The sequence below is a fragment of the Sphingomonas sp. STIS6.2 genome (assembly GCF_000732685.2).
In the GTDB taxonomy this organism is placed as follows: domain Bacteria; phylum Pseudomonadota; class Alphaproteobacteria; order Sphingomonadales; family Sphingomonadaceae; genus Sphingomonas; species Sphingomonas aerolata.
In genome coordinates this window covers 1-25,389 of sequence record NZ_JPDP02000051.1, presented here as the reverse complement: position 1 = coordinate 25,389, position 25,389 = coordinate 1, and the positions used below count along the sequence as shown (strand labels likewise).

The 25,389-nt window shown below is 67.2% G+C and carries 30 protein-coding genes and 1 tRNA gene; 15 read left to right on the top strand and 16 right to left on the bottom strand.

The features are described 5' to 3' along the window. Positions 1-1,267: hypothetical protein (locus tag sphst_RS09875; RefSeq protein ID WP_199848945.1), on the top strand; the 1,267-nt coding region annotated here is incomplete at its 5' end. Positions 1,268-1,307: 40 nt separating this feature from the next. Here sphst_RS09875 and sphst_RS09870 read toward each other — a convergent pair. Then, positions 1,308-2,246, bottom strand: a complete 939-nt coding sequence (locus tag sphst_RS09870; RefSeq protein ID WP_031393478.1) for an ABC transporter ATP-binding protein — start codon at positions 2,244-2,246, stop codon at positions 1,308-1,310. Between the two features lie 256 nt (positions 2,247-2,502). Here sphst_RS09870 and sphst_RS09865 point away from each other — a divergent pair, with 256 nt between their 5' ends. After that, positions 2,503-2,736 (top strand): zinc-finger domain-containing protein, encoded by a 234-nt coding sequence (locus sphst_RS09865; protein WP_031393477.1) that lies wholly within the window; start codon positions 2,503-2,505, stop codon positions 2,734-2,736. An 18-nt stretch (positions 2,737-2,754) separates the two neighbouring features. Next, on the top strand, positions 2,755-4,185 hold the full coding sequence (gene tldD, locus sphst_RS09860) for a metalloprotease TldD (protein WP_031393476.1): 1,431 nt from the start codon (positions 2,755-2,757) through the stop codon (positions 4,183-4,185). 24 nt (positions 4,186-4,209) lie between these two features. On the opposite strand, the gene sphst_RS09855 is transcribed toward tldD, so the two are convergent. Continuing rightward, a complete protein-coding gene (locus tag sphst_RS09855; RefSeq protein ID WP_051916283.1) occupies positions 4,210-5,412 on the bottom strand; it encodes a phospholipase D-like domain-containing protein in 1,203 nt (400 codons plus the stop codon). Between the two features lie 164 nt (positions 5,413-5,576). Between sphst_RS09855 and rpoZ the strand changes: the two genes are divergently transcribed. Further along, positions 5,577-5,921 (top strand): DNA-directed RNA polymerase subunit omega, encoded by a 345-nt coding sequence (gene rpoZ / locus sphst_RS09850; RefSeq protein ID WP_031393474.1) that lies wholly within the window; start codon positions 5,577-5,579, stop codon positions 5,919-5,921. A gap of 387 nt (positions 5,922-6,308) precedes the next feature. Here the strand turns inward: rpoZ and sphst_RS09845 are convergent, their stop codons facing one another. Both sphst_RS09845 and sphst_RS09840 read right to left on the bottom strand, forming a co-directional pair. Further along, complete coding sequence (locus sphst_RS09845; RefSeq protein ID WP_031393473.1) at positions 6,309-6,989, bottom strand: RlmE family RNA methyltransferase; 681 nt, start codon at positions 6,987-6,989, stop codon at positions 6,309-6,311. Then, positions 6,986-8,005: a Ppx/GppA phosphatase family protein gene (locus sphst_RS09840; RefSeq protein WP_031439729.1), complete on the bottom strand. Its 1,020-nt coding sequence runs from the start codon at positions 8,003-8,005 to the stop codon at positions 6,986-6,988. Before sphst_RS09840 ends, sphst_RS09845 begins: the two co-directional genes overlap by 4 nt. 185 nt (positions 8,006-8,190) lie before the next feature. Here sphst_RS09840 and sphst_RS09835 point away from each other — a divergent pair. Then, positions 8,191-8,264, top strand: a tRNA-Gln gene (locus tag sphst_RS09835). 445 nt (positions 8,265-8,709) lie between these two features. Here the strand turns inward: sphst_RS09835 and sphst_RS09830 are convergent. After that, complete coding sequence (locus sphst_RS09830; RefSeq protein WP_261362622.1) at positions 8,710-9,177, bottom strand: GFA family protein; 468 nt, start codon at positions 9,175-9,177, stop codon at positions 8,710-8,712. Between the two features lie 247 nt (positions 9,178-9,424). Here sphst_RS09830 and sphst_RS09825 point away from each other — a divergent pair, with 247 nt between their 5' ends. From sphst_RS09825 to hisN, 4 genes are all read left to right on the top strand, one after another. Continuing rightward, positions 9,425-9,859, top strand: coding sequence for a VOC family protein (locus sphst_RS09825; protein WP_031394156.1), 435 nt, complete (start codon positions 9,425-9,427; stop codon positions 9,857-9,859). 207 nt (positions 9,860-10,066) lie between these two features. Beyond that, the gene (locus sphst_RS09820) at positions 10,067-10,858 is read left to right on the top strand and encodes a DeoR/GlpR family DNA-binding transcription regulator (protein ID WP_031394155.1); all 792 of its coding nucleotides are present in this window, start codon (positions 10,067-10,069) and stop codon (positions 10,856-10,858) included. A 16-nt stretch (positions 10,859-10,874) separates the two neighbouring features. Beyond that, positions 10,875-12,017 (top strand): MFS transporter, encoded by a 1,143-nt coding sequence (locus sphst_RS09815; RefSeq protein ID WP_107045468.1) that lies wholly within the window; start codon positions 10,875-10,877, stop codon positions 12,015-12,017. Further along, positions 12,014-12,790 carry a histidinol-phosphatase gene (gene hisN / locus sphst_RS09810; protein WP_031394332.1) on the top strand — a complete coding sequence of 259 codons (777 nt, stop codon included), beginning with the start codon at positions 12,014-12,016 and terminating at the stop codon, positions 12,788-12,790. Before sphst_RS09815 ends, hisN begins: the two co-directional genes overlap by 4 nt. Before the next feature lie 23 nt (positions 12,791-12,813). Here hisN and sphst_RS20465 read toward each other — a convergent pair whose 3' ends face one another. Beyond that, the gene (locus sphst_RS20465; protein ID WP_156360518.1) at positions 12,814-12,981 is read right to left on the bottom strand and encodes a hypothetical protein; all 168 of its coding nucleotides are present in this window, start codon (positions 12,979-12,981) and stop codon (positions 12,814-12,816) included. A 130-nt stretch (positions 12,982-13,111) separates the two neighbouring features. Between sphst_RS20465 and sphst_RS09805 the strand changes: the two genes are divergently transcribed. Continuing rightward, complete coding sequence (locus sphst_RS09805; protein ID WP_234387550.1) at positions 13,112-13,282, top strand: MmyB family transcriptional regulator; 171 nt, start codon at positions 13,112-13,114, stop codon at positions 13,280-13,282. Between the two features lie 191 nt (positions 13,283-13,473). Here the strand turns inward: sphst_RS09805 and sphst_RS09800 are convergent, their stop codons facing one another. Then, complete coding sequence (locus tag sphst_RS09800; RefSeq protein WP_320466497.1) at positions 13,474-13,986, bottom strand: TlpA family protein disulfide reductase; 513 nt, start codon at positions 13,984-13,986, stop codon at positions 13,474-13,476. A gap of 139 nt (positions 13,987-14,125) precedes the next feature. Between sphst_RS09800 and argH the strand changes: the two genes are divergently transcribed. From argH to sphst_RS09775, 5 genes are read left to right on the top strand one after another with little or no spacing between them, the layout of a single operon-like run. After that, on the top strand, positions 14,126-15,493 hold the full coding sequence (gene argH / locus sphst_RS09795; RefSeq protein WP_031394335.1) for an argininosuccinate lyase: 1,368 nt from the start codon (positions 14,126-14,128) through the stop codon (positions 15,491-15,493). After that, positions 15,490-15,741, top strand: a complete 252-nt coding sequence (locus sphst_RS09790; protein WP_031394336.1) for a hypothetical protein — start codon at positions 15,490-15,492, stop codon at positions 15,739-15,741. Before argH ends, sphst_RS09790 begins: the two co-directional genes overlap by 4 nt. A gap of 12 nt (positions 15,742-15,753) precedes the next feature. Continuing rightward, positions 15,754-17,016 carry a diaminopimelate decarboxylase gene (gene lysA / locus sphst_RS09785; protein WP_056409638.1) on the top strand — a complete coding sequence of 421 codons (1,263 nt, stop codon included), beginning with the start codon at positions 15,754-15,756 and terminating at the stop codon, positions 17,014-17,016. After that, on the top strand, positions 17,013-17,783 hold the full coding sequence (locus tag sphst_RS09780; RefSeq protein WP_056409640.1) for a precorrin-2 dehydrogenase/sirohydrochlorin ferrochelatase family protein: 771 nt from the start codon (positions 17,013-17,015) through the stop codon (positions 17,781-17,783). Before lysA ends, sphst_RS09780 begins: the two co-directional genes overlap by 4 nt. After that, on the top strand, positions 17,780-18,733 hold the full coding sequence (locus sphst_RS09775) for a zinc transporter ZntB (protein ID WP_056409642.1): 954 nt from the start codon (positions 17,780-17,782) through the stop codon (positions 18,731-18,733). Before sphst_RS09780 ends, sphst_RS09775 begins: the two co-directional genes overlap by 4 nt. Positions 18,734-18,737: 4 nt before the next feature. Here sphst_RS09775 and sphst_RS09770 read toward each other — a convergent pair whose 3' ends face one another. The 9 genes from sphst_RS09770 to sphst_RS09730 all read right to left on the bottom strand — a co-directional run bounded on the left by sphst_RS09770 (position 18,738) and on the right by sphst_RS09730 (position 25,372). Continuing rightward, positions 18,738-19,130: a flagellar export chaperone FliS gene (locus sphst_RS09770; RefSeq protein ID WP_043158241.1), complete on the bottom strand. Its 393-nt coding sequence runs from the start codon at positions 19,128-19,130 to the stop codon at positions 18,738-18,740. Then, complete coding sequence (fliD, locus tag sphst_RS09765) at positions 19,130-20,644, bottom strand: flagellar filament capping protein FliD (protein ID WP_031395963.1); 1,515 nt, start codon at positions 20,642-20,644, stop codon at positions 19,130-19,132. The genes sphst_RS09770 and fliD overlap by 1 nt, the downstream gene beginning before the upstream one ends. A 51-nt stretch (positions 20,645-20,695) precedes the next feature. Continuing rightward, positions 20,696-21,835, bottom strand: coding sequence for a flagellar type III secretion system protein FlhB (flhB, locus tag sphst_RS09760; RefSeq protein ID WP_056409646.1), 1,140 nt, complete (start codon positions 21,833-21,835; stop codon positions 20,696-20,698). Then, entirely contained in the window at positions 21,835-22,608 is a 774-nt protein-coding gene (gene fliR, locus sphst_RS09755; RefSeq protein ID WP_031395964.1) for a flagellar biosynthetic protein FliR, read from the bottom strand. The genes flhB and fliR overlap by 1 nt, the downstream gene beginning before the upstream one ends. A gap of 4 nt (positions 22,609-22,612) precedes the next feature. Next, on the bottom strand, positions 22,613-22,882 hold the full coding sequence (gene fliQ, locus sphst_RS09750; protein WP_031395965.1) for a flagellar biosynthesis protein FliQ: 270 nt from the start codon (positions 22,880-22,882) through the stop codon (positions 22,613-22,615). A 136-nt stretch (positions 22,883-23,018) separates the two neighbouring features. Beyond that, entirely contained in the window at positions 23,019-23,894 is an 876-nt protein-coding gene (gene fliP / locus sphst_RS09745; RefSeq protein ID WP_107045467.1) for a flagellar type III secretion system pore protein FliP, read from the bottom strand. Then, positions 23,891-24,145 carry a flagellar biosynthetic protein FliO gene (locus sphst_RS09740; protein ID WP_031394023.1) on the bottom strand — a complete coding sequence of 85 codons (255 nt, stop codon included), beginning with the start codon at positions 24,143-24,145 and terminating at the stop codon, positions 23,891-23,893. Before sphst_RS09740 ends, fliP begins: the two co-directional genes overlap by 4 nt. A 4-nt stretch (positions 24,146-24,149) precedes the next feature. After that, positions 24,150-24,452 carry a flagellar motor switch protein FliN gene (gene fliN / locus sphst_RS09735; RefSeq protein ID WP_031394024.1) on the bottom strand — a complete coding sequence of 101 codons (303 nt, stop codon included), beginning with the start codon at positions 24,450-24,452 and terminating at the stop codon, positions 24,150-24,152. After that, positions 24,449-25,372, bottom strand: a complete 924-nt coding sequence (locus sphst_RS09730) for a flagellar motor switch protein FliM (protein WP_107045466.1) — start codon at positions 25,370-25,372, stop codon at positions 24,449-24,451. Before sphst_RS09730 ends, fliN begins: the two co-directional genes overlap by 4 nt. Positions 25,373-25,389: the final 17 nt, after the last annotated feature.

Here is a 25,389-nt window from a genome sequence, read left to right as displayed (position 1 = left end):
GTTCGGATCCTGTGTCGTGGCGATCGAGGTCGGCAACGAAATCAACAGTGCCGGCGCGCTCGATTATCCGGCCGGCGTCGACAAGTTCCGCGCCTATGTCGACATGCTGCGCGTGCACTATGCCCGGGTGAAGCCCGCCAATCCGCAGGTCGCGATCCTCGGCGGATCGACCAACGTGATCGGGACGGGGTTCCTGACCTCGCTGTTCGCGGTCGGCATGCTCGACGTGATCGACGGCGTCGCGGTCCATCCCTATCGCCCCGATGCCGAAGGGATTGATTTCGAGATTGCCAATCTCAACGCCGCCATGAGCCGCTACGGGACGCCAAAGCCGATCTGGGCGACGGAATTCAGCTTTGGATATGCCGATACGCGGCGCGCCTCGGCCGGTTTGGTGAAATCGGTCGTCGAGCTCTATGCCGCCGGGGTCCGGCATGCCTCCTGGTACGCGCTCGTCGAACAGACTCATTTTCCGTATATGGGGCTGTTTACCGGATCGCTGATCAAGCCGCAGGGCAGGGCCTATCGCAACGTCATCGATTCGCTGTTGCCATACGGCCAGCCGGTGCGGGTCGATACTGGGGACCAGCCGTTCAACCTCTACCGGATCGGTGCCGATCGCTGGGTCGTATGGGGGCTGCGCGGCACGATCAGCTTCACCGGCGGTGTTGTTCGCGACATGTACGGGGTGGCGTTGCCCGCTGGTCCGGTCAAGATCGGGTCCGAGCCGCTGATCGTCAGCGGCGCCACCGGCTACACGATCACTGCGTCGCAGGTCGTTGCCGACACGATGCTGCAATATGGCAGCGGATCCTGGAGCTACTGGCGTCGCGACAAGGCGAATGTCGATACCCGGCTCGGCGTGTTCGACACCGATTTCGCGAGCCATTTCGGCGATCGCTGGTCAAAGCCGCTGCGCATCAACAATACCACCGCCGCACCGGCAGGCGATGGCGCGAACCCGATCCGCGCGGTGATCCGCTATACCGCGCCGCGCGCGATGCTGGTCGAACTGTCCGCCTGTTTCAGCAAGGCGAATACGGGCGACGGCGTCGATTACCGGATCACCCGCAATGGCGTGACCGTCGCCTCGGGGATCGTCGTCGACACCGCCACGGTCAACGGGGTCAAGTTCGGCCTCGAAATCGGCGACAAGGTCGATCTCGTGTTCGGCCCCAACCAGACCTATGGCAGCGACTCGTTCTTCTACCGCGCCACGCTGAGCAACCGTGGCCAGGGCACGACGGTGGTCTGCCCCACGGCGTAAGCCGAACCGGCCCCGGCGCTGCGCCCGGGGCCGCGCGCGCTCAGGCGTTGGCGGCGCGGGTGAGGCTGAGGAACACGTCCTCGAGATCGGGTTCCTTGGTCGAGACGTCGACAATGCCGAAGCCGCCCGACTGGACCGCGGCGAGGACTTCGCCGGCGTTGACGCGGTCCTTGGCATAGGTGATTTCGAGCGTGCGCGTGCCCTTGAGCGCGATTTTCTGGAAGCAGGCGTTCGCCGGGACCGTGCCGACGTCGCGGTCGACGGTGACGGCGACGATCTTTTCCTGCGCCTTGCCGACGAGTTCGCGGGTCGGCTCGTTGGCGATCAGGCGGCCGTTGTTGATGATCGCGATCCGGTCGCAGAGCTCTTCGGCTTCCTCGAGATAATGCGTCGTCAGGATCACCGTGACGCCCGCTGCATTGAGGCTGCGGACATAGGTCCAGAGCTGCTGGCGCAGTTCGATGTCGACGCCCGCGGTCGGCTCGTCGAGGACGAGGACGGGGGGCGAATGGACCATCGCCTTGGCCACCATCAACCGGCGTTTCATGCCGCCCGACAGCGTGCGGGCATAGGCGTGCGCCTTGTCCTCCAGATGCACCGCGCGGAGCAGTTCCATCGTCCGGCGCTTCGCCTTGGGCACGCCGTAGAGCCCAGCCTGGATCTCGAGCGTCTCGAACGGCGAGAAGAACGGGTCGAACAGGATCTCCTGGTTGACGATGCCGATCGACGCCTTGGCGTTGCGCGGGTGGGCGTCAATGTCGAAGCCCCAGATCGCGGCGCTGCCGTCGGTCTTGTTGACGAGCCCCGCCAGGATGTTGATCAGCGTCGACTTGCCCGCACCGTTCGGACCGAGCAGCCCGAAGATCTGGCCGCGCGGGACGTCGAACGTCACCCCGTCGAGCGCGCGCTTGGGTGCCGCCGTGCCAACGGGGGCGTAGGTCTTGCAGAGATTGGTGATGGCGATCGCGGCTTCGGTCATGGCTGCGGCATAGCGGCGCGGGGAGGGCGGGTCATCCCCTCGGGGGTCGCAAAGAAGATTTGTTCGCGCGGAGGCGCGGAGATGTCGTATCCAGCCTGTCGGTCGGGAGACCCACTCCGTGTTCCGCCATTCCTGATGTGAAGGTCGCTTCGCGACAAGCGCAACACCTCCGCGCCTCCGCGTGAACAAATCCTTCCTTCCTATCACCTCCGAAGAACCAATTGCCCGCCCCGCCCGCGCTTGCTATCGCGCCCGCATGCATCCGCCGCTCGAAACCACCCGCGTCACCCACGCCCGCGTCGCCTGCGATGGCGCCACCGACATTCCCGGCGGCGCAGCGCTCGGCCATCCGCGCGTCTGGTTGCAGATCGACGAGACCGGCTATGTCGATTGCGGCTATTGCGACCGGCGCTTCATCCTGGTCGGCGGGGCCGCCGATGGCGCGGACCAGTCGACATTGCGCGACCATGGGGATGGCGCAGGGCGCTAAGCCGCTTATATCTATCGGATGACGATAGCTGCAGACCCCCGCTCGTTCCTCTACCGCGACACGCTCGACCCCGAGCAGGCGCAGGCGCTGACCGCCAAGGCGCTCGCTAAGGCCGATGACGGCGAACTCTATCTCCAGTACCGCAAGGCGGAGGCGTTCGGCTTCGACGACGGCCGACTGAAGACCGCCTCCTATGACACCAGCTCGGGCTTCGGCCTGCGCGCGGTGTCGGGCGAGATGACCGCGTTCGCGCATTCGAACGAGATGACCCCCGCCGCGATCCGCCGCGCCGCGGAGACGATGGCGCTGATCGAGCCGGGCGTTGCCGCCAAGGCCGGCCCGCCCCAGGGCACCAACCGCCACCGCTACACCGCCGCAGATCCGCTCGACCTCGTGCCGTTCGCGGACAAGGTGAACCTGTGCCAGACGATCGACGCCGCCGCGCGCGCACGCGATCCGCGTGTGGCGCAGGTGTCGGTCAGCCTGTCGGGAACATGGTCGGTCGTCGAGATCGTCCGCGCCGACGGCTTCGTCGCGACCGACGTGCGGCCATTGGTGCGGCTCAACGTGTCGATCGTCGCCGAGCAGAATGGTCGTCGCGAGACGGGCAGCTACGGCATCGGCGGCCGCTATCTCTACACCGACCTCTTCCAGCCCGAGACGTACAACCGGGCGATCGACGAGGCGCTGTCGCAGGCGTTGGTCAATCTGGAATCCCTCGCGGCGCCGGCAGGCGAGATGACCGTGCTGCTCGGCAATGGCTGGCCCGGCATCCTGCTGCACGAGGCAATCGGCCACGGGCTCGAGGGCGATTTCAACCGCAAGGGCACGTCGGCATTTTCGGGCCGCATCGGCGAGCGCGTTGCGGCCGAGGGCGTGACCGTGGTCGACGACGGATCGCTCCAGGATCGCCGCGGCTCGCTGACGATCGACGACGAGGGCACGCCGACGCGTGAGACCGTGCTGATCGAGGAGGGCATCCTCAAGGGCTATATGCAGGACAGGCTCAACGCGCGGCTGATGGGGGTCGAGGCGACCGGCAATGGCCGCCGCGAAAGCTATGCGCACGCGCCGATGCCGCGGATGACCAACACCTTCATGAAGGCGGGCAACGACGATCCCGCCGAGCTGCTGAGCCGCGTCAAGAAGGGCATCTTCGCCAAGGCGTTCGGCGGCGGGCAGGTCGACATCGTGTCGGGCAAGTTCGTGTTCAGCTGCACCGAGGCGTATCTGGTCGAGGACGGCAAGCTCGGCGCGCCGATCAAGGGCGCGACGCTGATCGGCGACGGCCCCAGCTCGCTGACCAAGGTGCGCGGGATCGGCAACGACTTCGCGCTCGACGAGGGTATCGGTATGTGCGGCAAGGGCGGGCAGTCGGTGCCGGCGGGTGTCGGGCAGCCGACGCTGCTGGTCGACGGGCTGACGGTCGGCGGCACGGCGGCGCAGTAACGGGCGCCGCCGTTCAGCGGCGTCCTAGTCCTCGATCCCGAAGTTCAATCCGCGCGAGACATTGGGGTCGACGACCGCGACCACGAAATAGGCGCCGAACTGCTTTACGCGCTGCAGCCAACCGGTCTTTGCCTTGTAGAGCGCCGGCGTGATCTCGGTCGAGGCGGCGATTTCGGCGTCGACATAGCGGCGGACATGCGCAGCGAAGTCGGGATCCTCGATCCGGATCATCAGCTCCATGTTGATGAACAGGCTGCGCATGTCGAAATTGGCGGAGCCGATATGGACCGCGTCGTCGATGACATACAGCTTGGTGTGCAGCTTGGTCGGCTGATATTCGAAGACGTGAACGCCCTTGCGCAACAGTCCGGCATAGGTGAACCGCGCGGCGGCGATCGTCGCGTTGTTGTCCGATTTCGCGGCGGTGACGATGCGCACGCGGTCGGTGCGACGCCCGGCACGATCGAGCCTGCGCAACATCGTCGGGCTCGGGGTGAAATAGCCGGCGATGATGTCGATCCGCGTCGCGCGGCGCATGTCGTCGCGGACCGCCCGCGCCCAGGGTGACAGCCGCCGCGTCGGTCCGCCGATCAGCCAGCGTGTCGGCCCCTGCGTCTCGCTATACCGGCGCAGCGCATGGTTCAGTTTGCGCAGCTTGCCCTTGGGCTGGTGGATCCAGCTGCTCAACGCATCGAAATAGCCCGTCAGCCGCCCCGCGGCCGGGCCTTCGATCAGCAGGCCGAGATCGCGCCAGGCGTTGTCGGCGATGGTGCCGAAATAGTCATCCTCGACGTTGAAGCCGCCGACGATGATCCGTGCGTCGTCTCGTTCGCCGTCCGCCAGCGCGAGCTTCTGGTGATTGCGCAGCAGATATCGCCGGCCGAATCGTGCGGAGAACCGGCACACCGCGATTCCGGCGGCTTCGAGCGGGTCGAAGAAATCGGCGCTCGCCGCATCGTCGCTGCCGAAGCCGTCGACGATCAGCGCGACCGTCACGCCGCGTTTCGCCGCCGCGATCATCGCCGCGTTCACGCGCTGGCCGGCATCGTCGTCGGCATAGATGTAATAGAGGATGCGCAGCGACTGCCGCGCGCCGTCGATCAGCCCGATCAGCGCCGTCAGGCGTTCGGGGCCCGCCTCAAGCAGGGTCAGCCGGTTGCCATCGACGGTGAAGACCGACTTCGCCGCCTGCGGGGTCGTGGTGCGATCGAGCTCGGGGGCGGGCATGGTCATGGCCCGGGGTAGTGGACATAGCATCGGGCCGATGCAACCTTGCGGCGGGGCGACACGGGGTAGCGCCGGACACCCAACCGGCAAAATCTTGACTTTGTGGCGCGGTGTGGGTAGGCGCCTGTGTTCTCCCTATCGGTGTTTGTTGCGAAGGAAGCGTCATGGCGCGCGTTACCGTCGAAGATTGTGTCGACAAGATCCCCAACCGGTTCGACCTGGTGCTGTTCGCAGCGCAGCGTGCGCGGCAGATCTCGGGCGGCGCCGAACTGACGCTTGACCGCGATCGCGACAAGAACCCGGTGGTCGCGCTGCGCGAGATCGCCGACGAGAACGTCAAGCCCGCGCATCTCAAGGAATCGGTCATTCAGGGCCTGCAGAAGGTTCGTCTCGACGATGACGACGAGGTCGATGCCGTCGGCAGCCTCGCGGCATCGGCCGAGGCGCTGCGCCTCACCGCCGCCGCCCCGCCGCGCAACCAGAATCTGGGTGCCGATTACGAAGGTTGATCGCACGGACGTGGTGCGGCGCTAGCCGGGCCATGTTGTGATCTGACCCTGATCGGTTTCCGGCGAACGATGCTTCGGCATCGCTTGGTTGGTGTGATTGAAAGGCTCGTGGACCTGAAGGTCCGCGGGCCTTTTCTTTGCGGGTGTCGTTGGGGGTGAGGCGGGGGGTAACGGGGGCGGTTCGCATTCGCCGTCCCGATGGCCACCGGTCGCAACCCTCATACCGGTCGCCACCCCGACACCGGTCGCCATCCCACACCGTGCGTCACCGCCCGCACCGTGCGTCACCGCCCGCACCGTTCGCCCTGAGCGTAGTCGAAGGGCATGGGACTCGAGGTGCTTCGACTACGCTCAGCACGAACGGGGTAGGCCGGTTCGATCGGTCGATCAGCGCTCCCGATCGACCGATCGCCCCTTGAACCCCTGCGCCACTACGAACCACTCGACCGAGCCCTTGCGGCTCGCCGGCGGCTTGGCGTGCTTCACGCTGGTGAAGTTGCGCTTCATCTCGGCGACCAGCGCAGAATCAGCGCCGCCCGCGAACACCTTCGACACGAAGGTCCCGCCCTTTTCCAGCACGTCACAGGCGAAATCGAGCGCCGCCTCGACCAGCGCCATCGTCCTGAGCGCGTCGGTCTGCGGATGGCCGACGGTGTTCGCGGCCATGTCCGACAGCACCAGGTCGGGCGCGCCGCCGAGCGCGTCGATCAGCATCGCGGGCGCCGCGTCGTCCATGAAATCCATCTGGAAGATCGTCACGCCGTCGATCGGATCGACCGGCAACAGGTCGATCCCGACCACCGCCGCCTTGGGCAGGCGCCGCTTGATCACCTGTGCCCAGCCACCCGGCGCGATGCCGAGGTCGATGACACGCTTCGACCCCTTGATGACCTCGAACCGTTCGTCGAGCTCGGTCAGCTTGTACGCCGCACGGCTGCGATAGCCCTCCGCCTTGGCGCGCTTGACGTACGGGTCGTTTAGCTGGCGTTCGAGCCAGCGCGTCGACTGCGCGGTCCGCTTGCGTGCGGTGAGGACGCGGGTGTGCCCGCCCGAGCCGCCGCGGCTCATGGCCTGGGGCTCCCCATCAGGCGGCGCAATATGCCCTCGCGAATGCCGCGGTCGGCGATGCCGAGCCGTTCGGCGGGCCAGATGTCCATGATCGTCTCCAATATCGCGCAGCCCGCGACCACCAGGTCGGCGCGCTCGTTTCCGATGCAGGCGAGCTTCGCCCGTTCCTCGATCGCCATGTGCGACAAGTCCGCGCTGATCCGCCGCATCGCGCTGGCGGGCACGATCAGCCCGTCGACCTCCGACCGGTCATAATGGCTGAGCCCGAGATGCACGCTGCCCAGCGTCGTCACGGTGCCGCTGGTACCGAGCAGTCGGGGGCGCTCGACGTCGAGCGGCAGCCGCGCGGCGAACGGCGCGATGCTGTCCGCGACGACCTGGCGCATCCGCGCATAGGCTGCGCGCCGGCCCGCCTCGCCCTTGCCGCCGCCCGCATGTTCGGTCAGCGACACGACGCCCCAGGGGGCAGAATGCCAGTCGAGCACGGTCGGGATCGGCGTCGACGTATCGACCAGCACGAGCTCGGTCGAACCGCCGCCGATGTCGAAGATCAGTGCGGGGTCGTTGCCGGGTTCGATCAGCGCATGGCAGCCGAGCACGGCCAGCCGCGCCTCTTCCTCCGCGGTGATGATGTCGAGATGGATGCCTGTCTCGGCAAGCGCGCGGGCGATGAAGGCGGGGCCGTTGCGCGCCTGGCGACAGGCTTCCGTCGCGACCGAGCGCGCCAGCGTGACGTTGCGGCGCTTCAGCTTGTCCGAACACACGCGCAGCGCGGCGATCGTGCGCTCGATCGCGGCGTCGCTCAGCTGCCCGGTGGACGCGAGCCCCTCGCCGAGCCGGACGATCCGCGAGAACGCGTCGATCACCGCGAATCCGCCGGCCTGCGGGCGCGCGATCAGCAATCTGCAATTGTTGGTGCCGAGATCCAGCGCGGCAAACGCCTGCGCATCGGCCCACCGCCCTCGACCGGGCCGGGTCGCCGCCGGACGGGCAGGACCAGCCTGCCGGGACGGCATTCGGGCGGAAACATCCCCCATCGCCGTAAAACTCACTATCTATATCTGCCGCCGCGGGAAAATACCCGCCCGGTGCTTGGCGACGAATGTAGCGCAGCGCGGCGATTACGCAAGCGACGTGGCGAATTGGCACCATCAGGGCGTTGACACGGCGCAAACCCCCGCTTAGATCGCGCCCTCGCTGATGCCCCGTCGTCTAATGGTAAGACTGCGGTTTCTGATACCGCCTATTGAGGTTCGAATCCTCACGGGGCATCCAGCGCTTCACCCTTCGACGCCGAGACCGAACCTCCATGACAGAGGTATGCGACGGCGTGCCGTCCTTTGGGATCGGCCGGGTGCAGTTCTGCCGCATAGTTGCTGATGCCCCATTTGTGGGTTTGGACCATCACTGCGGACTCAGCGGTGGTCTGGCTTTGCAGTCTTGGGGCGTTCCGCGGCGGCTTTGTCGGTGTTCGGGCGACACAGGCGGGTCAGAGGCTGGCACGCGATGCCCGGATTCGAGCAACCCTGCTTGCCATCGGTCGTGGTGCAGGCGCGGCATTCGCGGCGTGTATCGATGCATCCTTGCGGTGCTGCGAGCAGGAGCGCCAACATGAGAACCATCATCGTGTCCTTACATCACGGGAAGTGTCAGCAGATTGCAGGCGCATGCTCTGCTGCGTCAAGCGACGGATCGGAACCGCAAGAAAGCGGACTGCGGTCTATGTCTTCGGTGGCCACGCAACGGTATCATGGTCAGGATGCTGAAGGGATCTAATTCCTGCCAGATGCTCCGCCGCTCGTGGCTCATCTAGCGGGTGTTCGGGGAAATTGGCCAATGCCTGAAAGTCGGCGATGCGCTCGGACGACGCGAGCTGTTCGGTCAGATGAACCAGGCGTGGTTCGTCCATGGCACCGAGCGTGAAACTGATGCTTCCCTCACCATATTCGAAGGTGAGCGGCGTGCCACAATCCCGGCAAAACCCACGACGAGCCTTATTCGAACTCTGAAAATGACCGGGCTGACCGCGGGTCCAGGTCACGGCAGACAAGGGCGCTCCGACATAAGGTCCGAACAGTCCGCCCGTTGCCTTCTGGCACATTCGACAATGGCAGATGGAGGCGTCTTCCAGATCAGCGTCAATCCGGAACCGCACCGCGCCACACTGACATCCCCCAGTGCTGGTCATCATCGCTGTAGAATTCCATATCGGCCGACCATTCGCAATGGGGAGGACGCGGAATATTCGGGGCGGAGCGGCAAGCGGAACGGCAGCATCTGAGGGGGGGGCGTAGCTAGCCACACCGAACGCGGCGTCTTTGCCGAAGGTTAAGGCACTTTGGGAAGCGCGACGAACCCAGTTGAGCTTGCGAAGCGACGATTTTGCCGGGCATGGTCTGATAAGACAACGAGCAGCAATCTGGTGGAGAGATCCGATGGCAGACGCTTCCAATTGGCTCCTTGATCATACCGGCATCGGTGTCACTGACATCGTTCGATCTGCGCGGTTCTACGAAGCAGCACTTCGCCCCCTCGGGGCTAAAGTCGTCATGCGGATCAACGCGACTATGGGGCTGGCCAACGATGGGGACGCCGACCTGGCAGGCGTCGCTTTCGGTACCGAATATCCCGCGTTCTGGCTCGACGTTTTCCATCCAACCGGCGCGAGGCAACACACGGCGTTCCGCGCTACATCGCGCGAAGCTGTCGAAGACTTTTACCGCCACGGGCTGGCGGCGGGAGGGGTGGATAACGGCGCACCCGGTCTGCGTTCGGATGGCTATCCCGAGGGCTATTATGCAGCCTTCATGTACGATCCCGACGGCAACAATATTGAGGCCGTGTACCGTGAGTCTAGGGGGTCGACCTGAGGCGCTTACCCCGTCGGAAGCCCCTGAGAGGACAGCGGCTTCGCCCGAGGCGCTTACAGCCAGCAGGTTTGTACGCTTCCCGATTTTGCATCCACGAAATGGAAAATGGGGAGCCATCGTTTGCACGATGTAGGCACAATGCCCGTTCATGCATGATTGATGGGTATCTCTCTCGTTTGTGCACGGTACGAGGGCTAGGAACAGCGGATGCCCAATGACATCCCGTCCAGCCGTCGCGATACGATCCTTGCCCGCCTATCCCTGGGCGAACCGGTTCATGCTGGTGCGCTTGCCAAGGAGTTCGGCGTTTCCGAGGATGCGATCCGGCGGGATCTGCGGGGTCTTGCCGCGGAGGGCCTGTGTCGCCGCGTCTATGGCGGCGCCTTGCCCGTCGTCGAAGGGGCGAGGCCGATGGCCGAGCGCGTCGGCGAGGATGTGCACAGGAAGCGGGCGCTGGCTGACGCCGCCGTTCGGGTCATCGAACCGAGCAGCCTTGTTTTCATCGACAACGGCAGTTCCAATCTCGCCCTTGTCGAGACGCTGCCGTCCTATCTCAATCTGACCATTGCGACGAGTTCGGTAACGATCGCCGCGGCGCTCCAGCATCGCGACGACATCGATCTGCTGGTGGTGGGGGGCATGATCGACCGGATGATCGGCGGCGCCGTCGATGGTACGGCGCTCGAGGCGATCGCGCGGCTCAATATCGACCTGTGTGTCCTCGGCGCGTGCGCGGTATCCGCCAAGGGGGGCGTCAGTGCCTATGACCCGGCCGACGCCAGTTTCAAACGCGCGCTGAACGCGCACAGCCGCAGCACGATCGTCCTCGCGACGAACGACAAGCTCGGCCAGCACGCCCCGCACCGGGTCCTCGGCGTCGATGCCCTTACGCAGATCGTCGTCGAGCACGACGCCGATGCCGACCTTGTGCGTGATCTGACGAAAGCCGGCGCCACCATCGCGCGTGCCGACCCGCAAGACCCGCGCGGCCAGCGCTGATCCAAGGATATCCGCAGTGACGATTCAAAATTCCGGGGCGCGCCTTGCGACGCGCCTGGCCTTTCTCGTGTCGGGCTTCGGGCTCGCCTGCTGGGCACCGCTCGTTCCACTTGCCAAGCAGAGGCTGGCGATCGGGGACGGATCGCTCGGGCTGCTGCTGCTGTGTCTCGGCCTCGGCTCGGTGGGCGCGATGCAGCTTGCGGGGCCGCTGACCTCGAAGCTGGGCGCGCGACCGGCGATCCTCGTCGGCGGCATCGGGCAGGCGATCCTGCTGCCCTTCCTCGCCTTTGCGCCCACGGTGCCGACCATGGCGGTCGCGCTGCTGCTGTTCGGTGCGTTCCTCGGCGTGATCGAAGTCGGCATGAACGTGCACGCGGTCGAAGTGGAGAAGCAGGCCGGCACGCCGCTGATGTCCGGGTTCCACGGGTTGTTCAGCGTCGGCGGCTTCGTCGGATCGGCGCTGCTGACCGCCGTCCTGTCGTTGAAGATCAGTCCGGGCGCCGGGGTCGTCGCAGCATCGGTCCTGATGATCGCGACGCTGGCACTGGCCGCGCCCCGGCTGATCCCGACCCCCAGGACCGAAGAGGCCCCGCTGGTCGTGATCCCGCGCGGGATCGTGATCCTGCTCGCGGCGCTCGCGGCGATCACCTTCCTGACCGAAGGCGCGATGCTCGACTGGGGGGCGTTGCTGCTGAGCGGCAAGGGCCTGTTACCGGTCACGCAGGCGGGACTGGGCTACAGCGTCTTCGCGGTGGCGATGACCGCCGGCCGGCTGACCGGCGACGCGATCGTCGCGAGGCTCGGGGATCGGCGGACGATGCTGTGGGGCGGGCTGCTCTCGCTGCTTGGCTACGGCGTCATGCTGCTTGCGCCGGTCGCATCGGTCGCGCTCCTGGGGTTCCTGCTGATCGGTCTTGGCGCGTCGAACGTCGTGCCGATCCTGTTCCGCCAGGCTGGCAAGCAGACCGTCATGCCGGCGGGTCTTGCGATCGCCGCGGTCACGACGATCGGTTACACGGGGATCCTCGCGGGTCCCGCCGTGATCGGCTTTGTCGCGCAGGGCATCGGCCTGCCCGCCGCCTTCTGGCTGCTCACGGCCCTTCTGTGTTTCGTGCCGCTGTGCGCGAAGGCCGCCACCGCCAATGGACGTAGATCATGATCCTTCCCGACACTGCCTTCCTGCATCGCCTTGCCGACCTTGCCGATGCCGAGACGATGCCCCGCTACCGCACCGACATCGCGGTCGATATCAAGGTGAAGGAGGGGTATAGCTTCGACCCCGTGACCGAGGCGGACCGGGAGGCGGAGATCGCGATCCGCGCAGAGATCGGTGCGCATTTCCCCGACCATGCCATCCTCGGCGAGGAATTCGGGCTGACGGGCAGCGGGCGTGTTCGATGGGTGCTCGATCCGGTCGACGGCACGCGGCCGTTCATCTGCGGCCTGCCCGTCTGGGGGACGTTGATCGGGCTGACGGTCGACGGACGTGCCGAGCTGGGGATGATGAGCCAGCCCTTCACGCGCGAACGCTTCTGGGCGGATCGCGACGGCGCGTGGACCGAGCGGGACGGTGTGCGCCGACCGCTGGCGACGCGCGACGTCGGCAGCCTCGATCGCGCGATCCTGCACACCACCTCGCCCGAGCATTTCGGCGACGACCTCGCGCCCGGTTTCGCACGGTTGAAGGCGGCTGTGCGGATGATCCGTTATGGCGGCGAATGCTATGCGATGGCGATGATCGCGGCAGGCCGGATCGACCTCGCGATCGAGCCCTTGCTCCAGCCCTATGACATCGTCGCGCTGATCCCGATCATCGAGCGCGCGGGCGGTGTCGTCACGCGGCTCGACGGAGGGCGGGCGGAGGAAGGCGGCGCGGTGCTGGTCGCCGCGACTCCGGCACTCCATGCCGAAGCATTGCGGATCCTGGGATGACCGCTTCCTCGCCGCCCGTGGTGTCACGTCCTGCCCGTCATCGCGCGGATGTCGGCGTGCAGCGTCGGCCCGTCGGGGTTCCAGCCCAGCCGCTCGCGGGTCAGCGCGCTCGACGCCGACATGTCCTTCGACACGAAGGCGGCGAGCCAGCCGAAATGCGCGCTGGCTTCGTCTGCGCTTACCGACGTCACGGGCAGGCTGAAGGTCTCGCCGATCGTCTCGGCAATCGCGCGGAAGGGAATCGCTGTTCGAGGTCGGCCAGCTCGTCACCGAGCTGTGCGCGACTAGTCCCGAATTCGCGGCTCTATGGGGGACAATTACGTGCGCTTCCACGGCGAGGGCACCAAGCGGCTGCACCACCCCGTTCTGGGCGCGATGGAGCTGGAATATTCGGGCTTTGCGGTCGATGGTCGCCCCGACTTGGGGATGATCGTCTACAACCCGGTCGATCCCGATATGGCCGATCGCATCCGCGCGGTGCTCGCGGGCTAGTCAGCAAGCAGGCAGCAGGAGTTTTCGTGTCTGGCGTCGGATGTTCCTTAGGATCCCAATGGGAGCTGAGGCGCACGGACGAGATGCAGAACAAGCGACACGCGTGATACAGAAGGGTGCGCTTACCCTGAATGCCGATGACGCGCCCGTCCTGCTTTCGCGGCGGAGCGGCGCGTCGTCGTGCGGGGCGTTCAGCGGGCTTCGGCGATCAACTTTGCCGCGGCGGGGGTGTTCCATTCATAGCCACCCAGCATGCGCCAGACCTCGCGCCCGTCCGAATCATAGAGGATCGTGGTCGGCAGGTTCGCCTGATAGGCGATGCTGAGCGAGGCCTTGGCGTCGAGATAGGGTTTCAGCGTCGTGAACGCCTTTTGCGCGAAGAACGGCGTGACCTTCTCGGCGCCCTGAAGGTCCTGGCTGACCGCGACGACCTGGACCTTGTCCTTCATTGCGCCCGCGACCGCGTCGAGTGTCGGCATCTCGGCGACGCAGGGCGCGCACCAGGTCGCCCACAGGTTGAGCAGCAGCGGCTTGCCCTTGAAGCTGGCGAGCGTGACGGACTTTCCACCGGGGGCGGTGAAGCTGGACGTCGGCCCCGTCTCGCCCTTGTGGCTGCGGTCGATCTTGTCGACCGGGGCGACGGGGGTGCCGGTCGCTTCGTCGGGCGAGGCCGCGACTTCGTCCGATGCGGCGCCATTGCCCATCGCGGCGCCTGCCGCGTTTGCTTGCTCCGGAGCCGGCGATTTCCTATCGCAGCCCGCAATCAGCATTGCGCTACCCAGGAGACAGACGATCGACGCCCTTGAGAGCAGAGAAGGGGAGGACATGGACGGCTCCAATGCGATGTGGGGTGGACGCTTCGCCGAGGGTCCGGCCGCGGTCATGCGGGAGATAAACGCCTCGATCCCCTTCGACAAGCGACTGTGGAAGCAGGACATCGCCGGCTCCAAGGCGCATGTCGCGATGCTCGGCGCACGCGGTATCGTGTCGGCCGAGGACGCCGCGACGATCGCTGCGGGTCTCGACCGCGTCGCCGAGCACTATGCTGCCAATGGCGTCGCCGAGGACCTCGTCCTCGAGGATATCCACATGCAGACCGAGGCGCGGCTGGCCGAGGCGATCGGTCCGGTCGCGGGGCGGCTGCACACCGCGCGGTCGCGCAACGACCAGGTCGCGACCGACTTCCGGCTCTGGGTCCGCGATGCGATCGACCAGGTGCTGGCGGCGCTCGGCGGGTTCCAGGCGGCGCTGCTCGTGCGGGCCGAGGAGCATGCGGCGAGCGTGATGCCGGGGTTCACGCATCTGCAATCCGCGCAGCCGGTGACGCTCGGCCATCACCTGATGGCGTATCACGCGATGATCGCGCGCGACGTCAGCCGGTTTGCGGATGCGCGCGTGCGAATGAACCGCTCGCCGCTCGGCTCGGCGGCGCTGGCGGGGACGGGCTTTCCGATTGACCGCGAGATGACCGCGCATGCGCTCGGCTTCGACGGGCCGATGACCAATTCCCTGGACGGGGTCAGCGACCGCGACTTCGCGCTCGATTACCTCGTCGCGGCCACCCAGTGCGCGTTGCACCTGTCGCGGCTGGCGGAGGAATTCGTGCTCTGGGCGTCGCAGCCCTTCGGCTTCGTCGCGCTCAGCGACCAGTGGTCGACGGGCAGCTCGATCATGCCGCAGAAGCGCAATCCCGATGCCGCCGAGCTCGTGCGTGGGCATTCGGGGCGGATCATGGGCTGCATGACCGCGCTGATGGTGACGATGAAGGGCCTGCCGCTCGCCTATTCGAAGGACATGCAGGACGACAAGCCGCCGGTGTTCGAGGCGCACGACCTGCTCGCGCTGTCGATCGCGGCGATGACCGGGATGGTCGAGAGCGCGACGTTCCGGACCGAGCGGATGCGCGCGGTGGCCGAGGCGGGCTTTGCGACCGCGACGGACCTTGCCGACTGGCTGGTGCGCGAGGCGGGGCTGCCGTTCCGTGAGGCGCACCATGTGACGGGACGTGCGGTGAAACGCGCGGAGGATCTGGGCATCGCGCTCGACGCTTTGTCGATCGAGGATCTGCAGGCGATCGATGCGCGGATTGATGACCGGGTCTACGGCGTATTGTCGGTCGATGCGTCGGTCGCCAGCCGGACCAGCTTCGGCGGCACCGCGCCCGACAATGTACGCGCCGCGATCCGCGCCGCACGGGAGACGAGCGAATGACACGCCTGATCCTTCTTGCCGGGCTGACCCTGTCGGGTCTGTCGCTGACCGCCTGCGGGGCGGCCGACGGGCTCGAACCCGCGCCCGGCAAATCGCTGCCGGTCGCGCCTTACGGGGCGAAGACGACACCGACGCCGACCGCGCTGCTGACACCGACGCCGCAGCAGCGCCCCGAACGCAGTGATGAATTGCTCACCAGCTCGCGCGAGCGGCGGAGCGACGAATTCAACCTGCCGCCTTCCAACTGATCACAGGCCAGCATGGACCATTTCCACTATCGCGACGGCGTCCTTCATGTCGAGGACGTCGCGCTTCCCGCGATCGCCGAGGCGGTCGGGACGCCCGTCTATGTCTATTCGACCGCGACGTTCCGCCGTCATGCGCAGGTGTTCCGCGATGCGCTGAAAGGCGCGGGGCGCGTGCATCTGGCCTATGCGATCAAGGCCAATCCGAACGTCGCCGTGCTGCGCGTCCTGGCAGACGAGGGTTACGGCGCGGACGTGGTGTCGGCGGGCGAGATGGCGCGCGCGCTGGCGGCGGGCATTCCCGCGTCCGACATCGTGTTTTCGGGCGTCGGCAAGACCCGCGACGAGCTCGCCCGCGCGCTCGATGCCGGGATCGGCCAGTTCAACCTCGAGCTCGAGGAGGAGGGCGAGGTGCTTGCCGCACTCGCCCGCGATCGCGGTATTCGTGCACCGGCGGTGCTGCGCGTGAACCCCGATGTCGATGCGGGCACGCACGCCAAGATTTCGACCGGGCGCAAGGAGAACAAGTTCGGCGTGCCGATCGACCAGGCACCGGCGATGTTCGATCGGCTGGCCCGGCATGACGGGCTCGACCTGCGCGGGGTGGCGATCCATATCGGCAGCCAGCTCGCCGATCTCGCCCCGCTCGAGGCGGCCTATGCGCGGATCGGCGAACTCGTCGCCGAACTGCGCGCGGCGGGGCACGTCATCAGCCGGGTCGATCTGGGCGGCGGTCTCGGCGTACCGTACAAGCCCGACGACGTGCTGCCGAGCCCGGCCGACTATGGCGCGATGGTCGCACGTGCGACCGCCGGCTGGGACGTCGAGCTGATGTTCGAGCCGGGGCGCGTGATCGCAGGGAATGCCGGCGTGCTGCTGACCAAGGTCATCTGGGTGAAGCCGGGCGTCACCAACCCCTATGTGATCGTCGATGCGGCGATGAACGACCTCGCGCGCGTCGCGATGTACGATGCCTATCACGACTTCGTCGCGGTCGAGCCGGGCGGCGAGCGGATGACCGCGAACATCGCCGGGCCGGTGTGCGAGACCGGCGACACCTTTGCGATGGGGCGTGACATCGACGTCGTGAAGTCGGGCGATCTGGGCGTGTTCCGCACCGCGGGCGCGTACGGCGCGACGATGGCGTCGACCTATAACAGCCGCGCATTGGTGCCCGAGGTGCTGGTCGATGGCGACCGGTTCGCGGTGGTCGCCGACCGGATCGAGCCCGAGACGATCCTGGCCGCCGAGCGCGTTCCCGAATGGCTCAAGCGGTGAGCCTGCACAGCCTGCCGCTGTTCGTGCGGCTGGCGGGTCGCCCGGTCATCCTGCTGGGCGAGGGCGAGGCGGCGGATGCGAAACGCCGGCTGCTCGACCGCGCCGGCGCGCACGTCGTCACCGATGAGGCCGCCATGGCCGCGCTGGCGATCGTCGCGATCGACGACGAGGCGGAGGCGCTCGAGGCGGTCGCGCGGCTCAAGGCGCGCGGTGTGCTCGTCAATGCGGTCGACCGGTCCGAGCATTGCGACTTCACGCTGCCCGCGATCGTCGACCGCGAGCCGGTGCTGATCGCGATCGGGACCGGCGGCGCGTCGGCCGGGCTGGCGGCGGCATTGCGGCAGCGGCTCGAGGCGCTGGTGCCGGCGGATCTGGGCGGGCTGGCAAGCGCACTGCAGCGCGCGCGGGGCGCGATGCGTACGCGCTTCCCCGATGGCGGTGCGAGACGGCGTGCGCTGGCCGATGCGCTTGCGCCGGGGGGCGTGCTCGATCCGCTCGGACCGTCGCGCGACGTGGCCGGCTGGCTCGACCGGGGATCGGTGCAGGACGGGGCGATCGTGCGGATGACGCTCGCATCGCGTGACCCCGACGATCTGACATTGCGGCAGGCGCGGGCACTTGCCAGCGCCGACCGGGTCTATCACCGCAGCGACGTGCCCCCGGCGATCCTCGATCGCGCGCGCGCGGATGCGGCACGGATCCCGTGCGATGCGCCGCCCGATGCGCAGGGTTCGGGGCTGGTTGTCGATGTGGCGATGCGCGCGTGAGCGGGTTCGGGTTCAAGGTCGCTGACGGAGTCGCGTCGCGGCTCGCGGTCGAGGCGGCGCCGGCCGCGAGCGGCGATCTGGTCTGGGTGCATCTGTCGACCACCGAGGACGAGGCGCAGGCCTGGCTTCGCGACGAGGCCGGGCTCGAATCCTATGTGATCGACGCACTGACCGCGACCGAGACGCGGCCGCGTTGCGAGGCAGTCGGCGAGGGGGCGTTCCTCAACCTGCGCGGGCGGACGAACGAGGAGATGGATTCGTCCGACCTGCTCGCGTCGCTGCGCATCTGGGTGGTCAAGGGACGCGTCTATTCGCTGACGCGCAAGCCGCTGGTCGCGATCCCGCTGGTTGAAAAAGAGGTCGAGGCGGGGCGGGTGCGCGATCCCGGCGACCTGATCACCGCGTTCGCGACCGCGATCACCACCGATCTTGACCCCGAGGTGGCGGCGCTGGGCGACGAGCTCGACGATTGCGAGGAGCGCCTCGACGCCAAGCATGTCTTCGCCCTGCGCCGCACCGTCAGTGAGGTCCGCGTGGCGGCGATCAGCTATCGCCGGTTTCTCAATCCGCAGCGTGCCGCGCTCGAGAAACTGGCTGCGTTGCCCGGCGACTGGCTGCGCGACGACGACCGGCTGCATCTGGCGGCGGCGGCGGACCGCGCGGCGCGAATGGCCGAGGAGCTCGAATCGATCCGCGAGCGATCCGCGCTGACGCACGAGGCGCTGACCGACCTGCGCGCGGAACAGATCGACAATCGCTCGCTGATCATCTCGGTCGCGGCGATGGTGTTCCTGCCGCTGACGTTCCTGACCGGGCTGTACGGGATGAACGTGAAAGGGCTGCCCTTTGCCGAGGAGCCCTGGGCGTTCGATGCGATCGCGGGCGGCTGCCTGGTGATCGCGCTGGGTATCGTGATCTACTTCGTCCAGCGGCACTGGTTCGAACGGTAGCGGCTCAGGCCGCGCTGGCGGTGCGCCAGGCCTGCGCGATCTCGTCGAGCGTGTCCGCGGTGGTGCGGAAGATCGAGCCGTCCTGGCCGACCGATGCGTCGACGATCGTCCGGCGCGCGCCTGCATAGAGCCGCGCGAGCGTTTCCGACACCGCGCCGCCGCGGTCGAAATCGAGCCCCGCTTCGAGCGCGAACAGGATCGCGGTCGCGCGGGTCACGCGGTCGCTCTTGGTCGCATATTGGCGATTGTCGGAGGCCCAGGCGGCGGCACGCAGCGCCGCGACGAGTTCCTTGTAGAGCAGCTGGACGAGGCCCGGGCCGTCGGTCGTGGTGCGGCCGACCGCGTCGATCTGGCGATAGGTGGCGAACGGGTCGCGCGTGAGGGTGGTTGCGTACATCACGAGTCGCTCTTGTTCCAGGCGGCGATCTGGTTGGTGAGGAAGCTCTGGATCGACTTGTACGACGACACGCGCGAATTCATGCTCGAGAATTGCTGCGTCAGGCGGGTGGTCATCGCCGCGGACTGATCCGCGATCTTGGCCTCGGCATCGGCGATCGCGGATTGCGCGGCGGTGTAGCGCGTCTGCGAGGCGCCGAGCCCGAACGTCGTGTTGGTCGCGCTGGTCGTGATCGCGTTCAGCACCGCGCCAAGCCCCGTCTTGCCGTCCGCCGAGCCGTTCAGCATCGTCTCGATCGCGGTCGAATTGGTCAACATCGCGTTCGACAGCGCGGCGGCATCGACGCGCAACGTGCCGTCACGATTGGTCGCGACGCCGATCTGCGCGAGCGTCGTCGGGCTGCCGCCACCGGTGTCGCCCGACAGCGGCGCCAGCGTCAGCGCCTTGAGCGACGACAACAGTGTCTTTGCCGCCGGGTCCGCGCGCAGCACGCCGGTCACCGGGTCGGTCTGCTCGGTCAGCGTTGCCATGACCTGGTTATAGGTCTCGACGACGTCGGATACCGCCTGCGACAGCGCGCTGGTCGGCGTCGTGCTGCCCAGCGTGACCGGGCCGGTGGACACGGCGTTGAGCTGCAGTTTGACGCCCGTCACCAGGTTGTTGATCGTGTTGCTCGCGCGCTCGACCGCGATCCCGTCGACGGTCAGCTTGGCATTCTGCGCCGTCGCCGTGACGCTGGTGTTGGTCGCGCCGGGCCCGACATTATAGGCGGCCAGCTTGCCGCTCGTGTCCGTCGTCGCGTTCAGCGTGAACGCCTGTGAAGCGCCGGTCGCGCCCTTCATCGACAGATAGGCGCTGCCGTTCGAATCGGTCACGACCGAGGCGGTGATGCCTGCGCCCTTCGCGTTGATCGCCGCAGCGATCCCGTCGAGGCTGGCGTCGGTGACGTCGATCGTCACCGCGGTGCCACCGCCTGCGGTGAAGCCGGTCATCGTCGTCCCCGCCGCGTCATAGGTGGCGGTGCCGAAATTGAGCGTGAAGCTGCCTGAGCCGATCACCGCGGTGCGATCGGCGACCGCGGCGGTGGTGCGGATCGTCTGCGCGCCGGCGAGCTGGTTGACCGAGATGGTCGACGACAGCCCCGAGACCTTCGCGCCCGCCAGCGCGCTGACGCCGAGCGCGGCGGTATTGGAGCTGGTCGGCTGGCTGGTCAGCGTGCCGCCCTTCACCAGCGCGGCATAGGCGGTCGAGAAGCCCGAGATCGCGCTCTTCAGCGATGCGAGCCCCGAGATCTGCGTGGTGATCGTCTTCGACTTGGCGGTCAGCTGCGCAGTCTTGGCCGCGAACTGCGCCTCGACCAGCGAGGGCACCAGGCTTGCGGTGTCGATCCCCGAGCCGGCATTGAGCGAGGTCAGCAGCGACTGCGCCGCGTTCTTCGTCACGCTCGCCGCGGTCGGCGTCGGCGTGGCCGCCGGGGTTGGCGTCGCGGTGCTGCTCGTCGTCGAAATTGCCATGCCGGAATCCTTGCGCGCTCGAATGGAATAACGACCGCGGCCGCCGGATCTTTAGGGAAGTTTCACGCCGTTTTCGTCGAACCGCGCATCGACCGGCACGGTGATCGCGGGCTGCGGCATCGGCGTGCCGCCCGCCGCCGCGTTCAGCCCGAAGACGAAGGCGAGGACGGTCGCGATCGCCATGTACAGGTCGTCGCGAACCTCCTGGTTCTCCTTGCTCGTATAATAGACGGCACGCGCGAGCAGCGGATATTCGAGCACGGGTACGCGGGTCTCCGCGGCGAGTTCGCGGATCGCCAGCGCGGTCGCGCCGCGGCCCTTGGCGACGACGACGGGCACTTGGTCCTTGCCGCGATCATAGCGCAGCGCGACCGCGAAATGCGTCGGGTTGGTCAGGATGACATGCGCCTCGCCGACCGCCTTGCGCATGTTGCCGCTTGCCATCGCACGCATCTTGGCGCGCTGCTGACCCTTGGCCTCGGCATTGCCCTCATTGTCCTTGTGCTCGTCCTTCACCTCCTGTTTCGACATGCGCATCTTGCCGAGGCGGCGGATGATCTGGATCGGCACGTCGATCCCGGCGATCGCGACGAGCCCGAACGCCATCGCGATCAGGATCGACGAGAACGTCCCGCCGAGCGTCGTCAGCGCCTGGTTGAGATCGGCGGACGAGGCGAGCCCCATCGTCGTGTGCGATGCCTGCCACAGCATCCAGCCGCCGATCGTGCCGAGCAGCGCGACCTTCAGCAGCGACTTGCCGAGCTCGATCCATCCGGTCGGGCCGAAGATCCGCTTGAGACCCGAGGTGGGGTTGATGCGCGTGAACTTGGGCGCGAGCAGCTTGCCGTTGAAGCCGAGCGAGCCAAGCCCCGCCTGGCTGAGCACCGCGGCGACGAGGCTGACGACGAACAGCGTGACCAGCGACGGCGCAAGCTTCCACCCCGCTTCCTGGAGCGGGCGCCAGGGCGAGAAATCCTCGACGTCCGCGCGCCCGAACTGGAAGCTCGACGCCATCACCGCCTTGCACGCGGCGATCAGCGAGGGGCCGGCATAGATCAGCCAGGCGACGCCCGCGAGCATGCTGAGCGCGGTGGCAAAGTCGCGCGATCGAAGGATGTCGCCCTTCTCGACCGCGTCCTTCTTGCGCTTGTCGGTCGGGGCTTCTGTCTTTTCGCCGAATTCGTCCGCCATCAGCCGAGCACCAGGCTCTGCGTGGCTTCGAGGCCTTCGCGGATGATCACGACCATATAGTCGCCCATCGCCGGGAAGCCGACCGCGAGCGCGACGACGCCGACCGCGAGGCTCGCAGGCAGGCCGACCGAGAACAGGTTGAGCGCGGGTGCGGCGCGGCTGATCATGCCGACGACGATGTTGAGGCACAGCAGCAGGAAGCCGACCGGCAGCGCGAGCAGCAGCCCGGCGAGAAACGCATAGCCGCCGAAGAACGCGATCCCCCGCAGCCGGTCGACGCCGAGCCATGCGGCGCCGGGCGGCATCACGTCATAGCTTTTGACGAGCATCTCGACGAGCACGAGGTGGCCGTCCATCGACAGGAACAGCAAGGTCAGCATGATCGAGAAGAACTGGCCGAGCGCGGGGCTCGACCGGCCGTTCTGCGGATCGACCGACGAGGCGAAGCCGAGGCCCATCGACCCGCCGATGATCTCGGCGGCGATCACCGGCGCGGCAAACGCGATCTGCAGCACGAAGCCGAGCGCGAGCCCGACCAGCGCCTCGGCGGCGACCGCGAGCACGGTCGCCGTCGCGAAGATCTGCTGTGGCGGCTGGACCGGGTGCGCGGCGAGCACGAGGAAGCCGATTGCGCCCGACAGCGTGACGCGCACGGTGACGGGTACCGACACGTTGCCGAACACCGGCGCGGCGATGAACGTCGCGCCGATCCGCACCATGACGAACATCAGTGCCCAGAGCTGCGGCTCGATTGAGAGGCCGAAGCCGAGCACCTGCCTATTTCACCAGATCGGGGATGCGTTCGAAGATGCTGACGGTGAAGTCGCTCAGCAGCCCGAGGATCAGGCTGCCGAAGATCATGATCGACACCGCGACGACGAGCAGCTTCGGCACGAACGACAGCGTCTGTTCGTTGATCGATGTCGCCGCCTGGATCATGCCGAGGATCAGCCCGGCCAGCAGCGCCGGGATCAGGATCGGCGCGCTGGCGAGCGCCAGCACCCACATCGTCTGGTTGGCGATAGTCAGGAAATATTGCGCGTCCATGGCTTATGATGCTTCCGTTCGCCCTGAGCCCATCGACTGCCTGGAAGGCAGGCGTTCGAGCTGACGTCCAAGGGCCTGGGACTCATGTGCTTCGACTGCGCTCGGCACGAACGGGAGTGTGGGTGCATCCACCGGGTCAGGTCGCGAACGAGTTGGCGAGGCTGCCCATTGTCAGCGCCCAGCCGTCGACGAGCACGAACAGCAGCAGCTTGAACGGCATCGAGATGATCGTCGGCGACAGCATCGCCATGCCGAGCGACATCAGCACGGTCGCGACGACGAGGTCGATGACGATGAACGGCAGGAAGATCAGGAAGCCGATCTGGAACGCGGTCTTGAGCTCCGAGGTGACGAACGCCGGCAGCAGGACCGAGAAGGGGATGTCGCGCGGCGAGGCATAGGGGCCCGACTTCGCCATCTCGGCGAACATCGTGACGTCCTTGATCCGCGTCTGCTTGACCATGAACGCGTGGAGCGGGACGCCCGCGGTGGTGATCATCTGCGTGCCCGCGAGCTGGCCGGCGGCATAGGGCTGGATCGCGGTCGTGTTGATTTGGGTGATCGTCGGCGCCATGATGAAGAAGCTGAGGAACAGCGACAGGCCGAGCAGCACTTGGTTGGGCGGCGTTTGCTGCAGGCCGAGCGCCTGGCGCAGGATTGCCAGCACGATGATGATCCGCGTGAAGCTGGTCATCATCAGCAGGATGCCCGGCAGGATCGTGAGCAGCCCCATGATGATGAGGACCTGCAGCGACAGCGACAGCGAGCCGCTCTGCCCGCTATTGCCCGCTGCCTGGCCACCGAGCTGGCCGAGCGCGCGGTCGACCGCGTCGCCGACCGCCGGGCTGGCGGGGGCGGGGACGGCCTGCGCGAAGGCCGGCATGGCGAGGAACAGGGCGACCAGCAGCGCGAGGCCGACCCACAGCCACGCAGCGCCACGCGACTGCGTCCTGACCTCTACAGCGGTAATCAGCGCCGGGCCCGACCCCTTGCGCGTAACGATCAGGCTCATGCGTCGACCTTGTCGATCAGGTGCACGCCGCCGCGACCGACCGAGACGAGCAGACGCCGGCCCTCGAAATCGATCACCGCGAGGCGCAGGCCCGGCGAGATCATCATCGTTTCCTTGACGCCGATCAGCCGCGACGTGGGCTTGCCGGGCATGCGGCTCTCGAACTTGCGCCACAGCAGCAGACAGCCGACCATCAGCCCGCAGACGAGCGGCAGGAGGATGACGAGTTTCAGGATATAGGACCAGAGCATCGGATCAGCCGCGCGCCGCGAGCGACTTGTCGGGGCTGACCAGCTCGGTCATCCGCACCCCAAACCGCTCCCCGACGGTGACGACCTCGCCGCGGCCGATCAGCGTGCCGTTGACGAACACGTCGAGCAGCTCGTTGGCCTGGCGATCGAGCTCGATCACGCTGCTTTCGCTCAGCGCGAGCAGTTCGCGCAGCGTCAGGCTGGTCGAGCCGATTTCGACGGTCAGCTTGACGTCGACGTCCTGTAGCAGCCTGAAATTGGCGGCCACGGCGGCGTCGACCGGAAAAGTACCGGCCATGTCGGTCATGCTGCGAATCCTTCGTCGATACGGGTAATGGAGGTGAGCTGGATGGCGGCGAAGCCGTTGGACGTGCCGACCGTGCCGCAGCCAAGCCGGTCGTTACCGACCATCACGGGGACGTCGCCCGAGATCGTGATCGGGATCACGTCGCCGGGTTTCAGGTCCATCAGCATCTGCAGCGACACGACGGGTTCGGCGAGCACCGAGCGGATCGGGAAGCGGATGTTCATCGCCGCGCGGGTCAGCTCGTTGCGCCAGGCCGGATCGGGCTCGGCGGTCTTGCCGAGCACCTTGGTGGTGAGCGACGGCGCGTGCGGCTTGAGCGCGGTGACCGGGTAGACGAGGTCGAGAAAGACCGGCTTGCCCGCCCCCGTCGCCAGCCCGAAGCGGGTGACGATCATCGCATCCTCGCCGTCGAGCTCGGCGATCATCGCCGGGTTCACCTCGACACGGGTCGGCTGGAACTCGAACCGCGCCATCGGCTCCCACGCGGTCTTGAGCGGGGTCGCGATCAGCTGGCCGATCCGCGCGATCATCGCTTCGCCCGCGGGCGAGAATTCGGCCGGCAGCACCGGTGGTACCGCGCCCGTTCCGCCGAAGAACAGGTCGAGCAGCTCGAGGATGAATCGCCCGTCCATCACGCACAGCGCCTGCGCGGCGCCCGGCGTCATCACCATCGGCAGCCAGGCGATCAGCCCGTCGCCGCGCTCCGCCCGGTAGTCGGCAAAACGCTGGACGACGAGTGGCTCGGCCCAGCTGCGCACTTCCTGGCGCAGCATCGGCTCGAACACGCCGCGCAACGTCCGCGCGAACCGGGCGGACAGATGCTGCAGCGTGTGGAGGTCACCGAAGGGATTGAGCTTGGCCGACCCCAGCATGCCCGAATGGGCCGCCTGGGGACGATCGCGCTCGCGCCGCTCGCGCATCGTCTTTTCTGGGGGGG

Coding starts and splice junctions, on each gene's coding strand:
- sphst_RS09865 (WP_031393477.1), top strand. CDS start 2,503: ATGCATCCGCCGCTCGAAACCACCCGCGTCACCCACGCCCGCGTCGCC.
- sphst_RS09800 (WP_320466497.1), bottom strand. CDS start 13,986: ATGGGCAATGGCGCCGCATCGGACGAAGTCGCGGCCTCGCCCGACGAA.
- tldD (WP_031393476.1), top strand. CDS start 2,755: ATGACGATAGCTGCAGACCCCCGCTCGTTCCTCTACCGCGACACGCTC.
- rpoZ (WP_031393474.1), top strand. CDS start 5,577: ATGGCGCGCGTTACCGTCGAAGATTGTGTCGACAAGATCCCCAACCGG.
- sphst_RS09870 (WP_031393478.1), bottom strand. CDS start 2,246: ATGACCGAAGCCGCGATCGCCATCACCAATCTCTGCAAGACCTACGCC.
- sphst_RS09740 (WP_031394023.1), bottom strand. CDS start 24,145: ATGCTCTGGTCCTATATCCTGAAACTCGTCATCCTCCTGCCGCTCGTC.
- flhB (WP_056409646.1), bottom strand. CDS start 21,835: ATGGCGGACGAATTCGGCGAAAAGACAGAAGCCCCGACCGACAAGCGC.
- sphst_RS09825 (WP_031394156.1), top strand. CDS start 9,425: ATGGCAGACGCTTCCAATTGGCTCCTTGATCATACCGGCATCGGTGTC.
- sphst_RS09855 (WP_051916283.1), bottom strand. CDS start 5,412: ATGCCCGCCCCCGAGCTCGATCGCACCACGACCCCGCAGGCGGCGAAG.
- fliD (WP_031395963.1), bottom strand. CDS start 20,644: ATGGCAATTTCGACGACGAGCAGCACCGCGACGCCAACCCCGGCGGCC.
- sphst_RS09730 (WP_107045466.1), bottom strand. CDS start 25,372: ATGCGCGAGCGGCGCGAGCGCGATCGTCCCCAGGCGGCCCATTCGGGC.
- sphst_RS09790 (WP_031394336.1), top strand. CDS start 15,490: ATGACACGCCTGATCCTTCTTGCCGGGCTGACCCTGTCGGGTCTGTCG.
- sphst_RS09840 (WP_031439729.1), bottom strand. CDS start 8,005: ATGCCGTCCCGGCAGGCTGGTCCTGCCCGTCCGGCGGCGACCCGGCCC.
- fliQ (WP_031395965.1), bottom strand. CDS start 22,882: ATGGACGCGCAATATTTCCTGACTATCGCCAACCAGACGATGTGGGTG.
- sphst_RS09830 (WP_261362622.1), bottom strand. CDS start 9,177: ATGACCAGCACTGGGGGATGTCAGTGTGGCGCGGTGCGGTTCCGGATT.
- sphst_RS09845 (WP_031393473.1), bottom strand. CDS start 6,989: ATGAGCCGCGGCGGCTCGGGCGGGCACACCCGCGTCCTCACCGCACGC.
- argH (WP_031394335.1), top strand. CDS start 14,126: ATGTGGGGTGGACGCTTCGCCGAGGGTCCGGCCGCGGTCATGCGGGAG.
- fliP (WP_107045467.1), bottom strand. CDS start 23,894: ATGAGCCTGATCGTTACGCGCAAGGGGTCGGGCCCGGCGCTGATTACC.
- lysA (WP_056409638.1), top strand. CDS start 15,754: ATGGACCATTTCCACTATCGCGACGGCGTCCTTCATGTCGAGGACGTC.
- sphst_RS09820 (WP_031394155.1), top strand. CDS start 10,067: ATGCCCAATGACATCCCGTCCAGCCGTCGCGATACGATCCTTGCCCGC.
- sphst_RS09770 (WP_043158241.1), bottom strand. CDS start 19,130: ATGTACGCAACCACCCTCACGCGCGACCCGTTCGCCACCTATCGCCAG.
- fliN (WP_031394024.1), bottom strand. CDS start 24,452: ATGACCGACATGGCCGGTACTTTTCCGGTCGACGCCGCCGTGGCCGCC.
- hisN (WP_031394332.1), top strand. CDS start 12,014: ATGATCCTTCCCGACACTGCCTTCCTGCATCGCCTTGCCGACCTTGCC.